This is a genomic window from Brevundimonas sp. (assembly GCF_032107865.1).
Taxonomy (GTDB): domain Bacteria; phylum Pseudomonadota; class Alphaproteobacteria; order Caulobacterales; family Caulobacteraceae; genus Brevundimonas.
Genome location: NZ_DAMCNG010000200.1, coordinates 1,007 through 4,775, shown reverse-complemented (window position 1 = coordinate 4,775; position 3,769 = coordinate 1,007). Strand labels below are relative to the sequence as shown.

At 68.2% G+C, this 3,769-nt stretch carries 4 protein-coding genes; 1 reads left to right on the top strand and 3 read right to left on the bottom strand.

The window, feature by feature from the left end; translation table 11 throughout:
- The 3 genes from RT567_RS13620 to htpX all read right to left on the bottom strand — a co-directional run.
- Positions 1 to 1,367, bottom strand: a 1,367-nt coding sequence (locus tag RT567_RS13620; RefSeq protein WP_313576828.1) for a methyl-accepting chemotaxis protein, incomplete at its 3' end; no start/stop codon positions are given.
- A 90-nt stretch (positions 1,368 to 1,457) separates the two neighbouring features.
- Positions 1,458 to 2,189 (bottom strand): tRNA (guanosine(46)-N7)-methyltransferase TrmB, encoded by a 732-nt coding sequence (trmB, locus tag RT567_RS13615; RefSeq protein ID WP_313576827.1) that lies wholly within the window; start codon positions 2,187 to 2,189, stop codon positions 1,458 to 1,460.
- Between the two features lie 172 nt (positions 2,190 to 2,361).
- Complete coding sequence (gene htpX / locus RT567_RS13610; protein ID WP_313576826.1) at positions 2,362 to 3,354, bottom strand: zinc metalloprotease HtpX; 993 nt, start codon at positions 3,352 to 3,354, stop codon at positions 2,362 to 2,364.
- A 98-nt stretch (positions 3,355 to 3,452) separates the two neighbouring features.
- Here htpX and RT567_RS13605 point away from each other — a divergent pair, with 98 nt between their 5' ends.
- Positions 3,453 to 3,695, top strand: coding sequence for a DUF1674 domain-containing protein (locus tag RT567_RS13605; protein WP_313576825.1), 243 nt, complete (start codon positions 3,453 to 3,455; stop codon positions 3,693 to 3,695).
- The last annotated feature ends 74 nt before the right edge of the window (positions 3,696 to 3,769 follow it).

Genomic DNA, 3,769 nt, shown 5'->3' with positions numbered 1-3,769 from the left:
ACGCCGGCGTTCAGCGCCAGCAGGTTGGTCTGGAAGGCGATCTCGTCGATCACCCCGATGATGTCGCCGATCTGGTTGGACGACGCTTCGATGCGGCTCATGGCGGCGACCGTGTCGCGCACCACCTGGCCGCTGCCCTCAGCGTCGTCGCGCGCCGAATGCGCCACGCCCGAGGCCTGACGGGCGCCGTCGGCGGTGCGGTTCACCGTGGCGGTGATCTGATCCAGGGCGGCGGCGGTCTCTTCCAGACTGGCGGCCTGCTGTTCGGTGCGGCGCGACAGATCGTCCGAGGCCTGAGAAATCTCGTTCGAGCCCGAGCGAATGGCGGCGACATTGGCCACGACCGCAGACACGGCGCTTTCCAGCTGCGAGATGGCGGCGTTGAAGTCGGCCTTCAGCTGCTCCGCCTTGGGCGCCACCATGCGGTGCGTCAGGTCGCCCGACGCCATGGCGTTCAGCCCTTCGGCCAGGGCGGTGACGGCGACGCGATCTTCCTCGGCGGCCAGGGCCTTTTCGGCCTCGACGCGGGCGCGATCCTCTTCGGCCGCCCGACGCTGGGCGGCGGTTTCGGCCTCCAGGCGGTCATTGGCGATGGCGGCGTCGCGGAACACCTCAAGGGCCCCGGCCATGCGCCCGATCTCGTCACGCCGCGCCAGGCCCGGAATGGCCGAAACCTTGTCGCCGTCCGCCAGCCGCTTCATCCGGCCCGCCAGAGCCACGACCGGCTGCGCCACCGATCGCCCCAGGAACCAGCCGGCCACGCCCATGGCGATCGCCACGGCGAGCGCCATGCCGCCCAGGGCCAAGGCCGCCCGCCCCACCGTAGCGACGATCTGATCCGTATAGACGCCCGAACCGATCACCCATCCCCACGGCTGGAAGGCCTGGACATAGGACACCTTCGGCGCCGGCTCCTGCTGGCCCGGCTTGGCCCAGCGATAGTTGACGAAGCCCGCGCCGTCGCGCCGGGCGACCTCGGTCATCTCGCGGAACATGAAGACGCCGTCGGCGTCGGTCTTGGCGCTCAGATCCTCCCCTTCCAACTGCGGGCTGAAAGGGTGCATGATCATGCGCGGCTGCATGTCGTTGACCCAGAAATAGTCGTCTTGGCCATAGCGCAGGGCGCGCAGGGTCGACAGGGCGGCGGCCTGAGCCTGGGCGCGGGTCATGACGCCCAGCTGCTCCTGGGCCTGATAGTGGGCGACAGCGCTGTGCGCCACCTCAACGGTCTTCCGGGTCCGGTCGGCGATCTCGTCGCGCAACACGCCGTCGAGTTTCATCAGCGACAGGCCCGTGACCAGCAAAAGCCCGGCCACCGCCAGCACTGAAAGCAGGTTCACCCGCCCGCTGATCGTCAAACTACCCATAGACCATATCCCCTGACTGTCGGAGCAGGGTGACGGCTTCAGGTAAACACAAGGAAAACCGCCGTTCGCAGAAGTTCCTGCGCCGTGGCGTCAGGTCCGGCGTTCGAACTCCAGAAAGATCGGATCGGTGTCGCCCAGCTTCTTTTCCTCATAGCGGGTGACGACGTGGTCTTGGGGCGGGGCGAACCAGTCGGCGCCCGTCTCAAGGCGCGTCAGGCCCGGCGTGCGCGCCAGACGCTCCAGCGCCCAGTCGGCGTAATCCAGCCAGTCGGTGACGAAGCGCACGCGGCCGCCCGGCTTCAGCAGGCGGGCGATCTCCACCGCCGTCTCGTCCTGCAGGAAGCGGCGCTTGTTGTGGCGCGCCTTGTGCCAGGGGTCGGGGAACAGGATCATCACCCGGTCCAGCGAGGCGTCCGGCAGGGCCGCCATCACCGCGCGGGCGTCGTCGGCGTGCAGGCGCACATTCTCAAGCCCGCCCTCCTCGACGTGACGCAGGGCCGAGGCGACGCCGTTCAGGAAGGGCTCGCAGCCGATCATCACCGCCTCGGGATGACGCGCCGCCTGCGCCGCCAGATGTTCGCCGCCGCCGAAGCCGATCTCCAGCCAGGCGGCTTTCGCGCCCGGCATCAGGGCTTGGGGATCGATCGGCCCCTTGGCCGGGTCCGGCACGGCGATGCGCGGCATCAGGGTGTCGAACAGGGCCGCCTGCTTCGCCTTGATCGGCCGCGACTTGATGCGCCCGAAAGAACGCAGCGGGCCATGCGCCTTGGTCCACTCGGGGCGGTCGGCGTCGGACGGTTTGGGGTCGGTCTCGTCGGTCATGGCGCGCGCTCTAGACCATTTTCGGTTCAGTCGAAATCGACTGAACCCAGAACAATGGTCCAGAACTATGCTTGGAGCGAATATCTGTGTTCAGTTGGACACTCGTCCAACTGAACCGATTTCGCTCTAGCGGCTTAAGGTCTCGCGCGCAAAGCCCCATCCTTGCGGAAAGTCAGCCCCAGGGTCCGCGCGGCGGCGCAGCGGGCGCATCATCAGTCGTCGGCACGCTGGTCCCCCGGATCGGCGCAGCAGAGGCGACAGGCGCAGGCGCGACGAAGGCCGGCGCGGGACGCACGCGCCCGCCCATGCCCATCTTGGCGCCCAGCTCCATCAGGGCGCGCACGCGGTTGCCGGTGGCCGGGTGGGTCGAGAACAGATTGTCCGCCCCCTTCCCGTTCAGCGGATTGATGATGAACATATGGGCCGTGGCCGGATTGCGCTCGGCCGGGGCGTTCACGGCCCCGCGCGCATAGGCCTCGATCTTCTGCAGGGCCGAGGCCAGGGCCTGCGGGTCGTTGGCGATCTCGGCGCCGACGCGGTCGGCCTCGTATTCTCGGGTGCGGCTGATGGCCATCTGCACCAGGCCCGCCGCCATCGGCGCCAGCAGCATCAGGGCGATGGTCCCGATCATGCCGCCTGGACGCTCGCGGTCGTCCCCGCCGCCAAAGAACAGGGCGAAGTTGGCCAGCATGGCGATGGCGCCCGCCACCGTCGCCGTGACCGTCATGGTCAGGGTGTCGCGGTTCTTCACATGGGCCAGTTCGTGCGCCATCACGCCGCGGATCTCTTCGCGCGTCAGCATGTCCAGCAGGCCCGTCGTCGCCGCCACTGCGGCGTTCTGAGGATTGCGGCCCGTCGCGAAGGCGTTCGGCTGATCATTGGGGATGATGGTGATGTTGGGCAGGGGCATGCCGGCGTCCTGCGCCATCTGCTTCACATCGGCGACATAGGCGCGCACCACGGCGTTGGGATGAGTCTCGTCCACCGGCTGGGCGCGGTACATCTTCAGGACGATCTTGTCCGCGTTCCAATAGGAAAACAGATTCATCCCCGCCGCCACGACCAGGGCGATTCCCATGCCGGTCGCGCCGCCGATCAGATAGCCGATCCCCATGAACAGGGCGGTCATGACGGCCAGCAGGGCGAAGGTCTTCAGGTGGTTCATGCGGTGTTTCGGTCGCGCTGTCAGACTTCAAGGGGTGGCGTGTTCGGCCGGAACGTCTATTTGAGCCGCAGTATCCCCGCTCTCAAGGCAGGCGACCTGTGACCGAACAGCCCACCCCCCCGACCGAACCTTCCCTCGAGGAAGCCTTCAACGCCGACGTGCCCCACGCCACGCCCGAGCGCCCCCTGAACGAGGCCGCCCGTCGCGCCCTTCTGGAGGCCGCCGAACGCCGCGCCGCCGAGGAAGCCGCCGAGCTTCCGAACGAGGTCGGCGGCCGCAAGGGGCCGGAGCCGACCCGTTTCGGCGACTGGGAGAAAAAAGGCCTGGCGGTGGATTTTTAAGACGCTGCCGCTCGCCGCGCGGCTTCTCCTCCCCACAGCGTGGGGAGGTGGATCGGCGGCGTCACCGACGAGAC

What these genes read in the sequence shown, in the direction of transcription:
- trmB (WP_313576827.1), bottom strand. Translation starts at nt 2,189, where the DNA reads ATGACCGACGAGACCGACCCCAAACCGTCCGACGCCGACCGCCCCGAG.
- htpX (WP_313576826.1), bottom strand. Translation starts at nt 3,354, where the DNA reads ATGAACCACCTGAAGACCTTCGCCCTGCTGGCCGTCATGACCGCCCTG.